The sequence below is a fragment of the Pseudomonas sp. VA159-2 genome (assembly GCF_024126635.1).
GTDB lineage: Bacteria > Pseudomonadota > Gammaproteobacteria > Pseudomonadales > Pseudomonadaceae > Aquipseudomonas > Aquipseudomonas muyukensis.
In genome coordinates, this window is the sequence record NZ_JAMYBV010000093.1 from 1 (window position 1) to 322 (window position 322).

1 protein-coding gene is annotated in these 322 nt (G+C 61.8%); it reads right to left on the minus strand.

Annotation, left to right across the window (positions count from 1 at the left end; genetic code table 11):
- Positions 1–7: 7 nt before the first annotated feature.
- The coding region (gene tssD, locus NJG22_RS24490; protein ID WP_253098514.1) for a type VI secretion system tube protein TssD at positions 8–322 on the minus strand (315 nt) is incomplete at its 5' end.

The window sequence follows — 322 nt, forward strand, 5'->3', positions numbered from 1 at the left end:
TCCAGGCTTAGCCTGCGACCGGCGCGCGCCAGTCGTCGGAACCGGAAGTACCGGACACTTCGTGGGTCCAGGTGATCTTGCGGTAGGTGAAGTGCACGTCTTCTAGGTGGGTGAAGTGGGCGTTGCCTGGGTCCTGGCAGTTGAGCATGTAGTCCTTGATGTCGACGATGATCGCGTCTTCCAGGACGGTGGTGTAGTAGTGCTCCTGGGTGCCCTGGGCCGAGGTGCGGTACCACTTGATCTCGACCTTGGTCATGCGCTCGCCCGAGGTCAGGGCAGCCAGCAGCAGCGGCGAGGCCTTGTCGAAGACCTTGGTGATCTT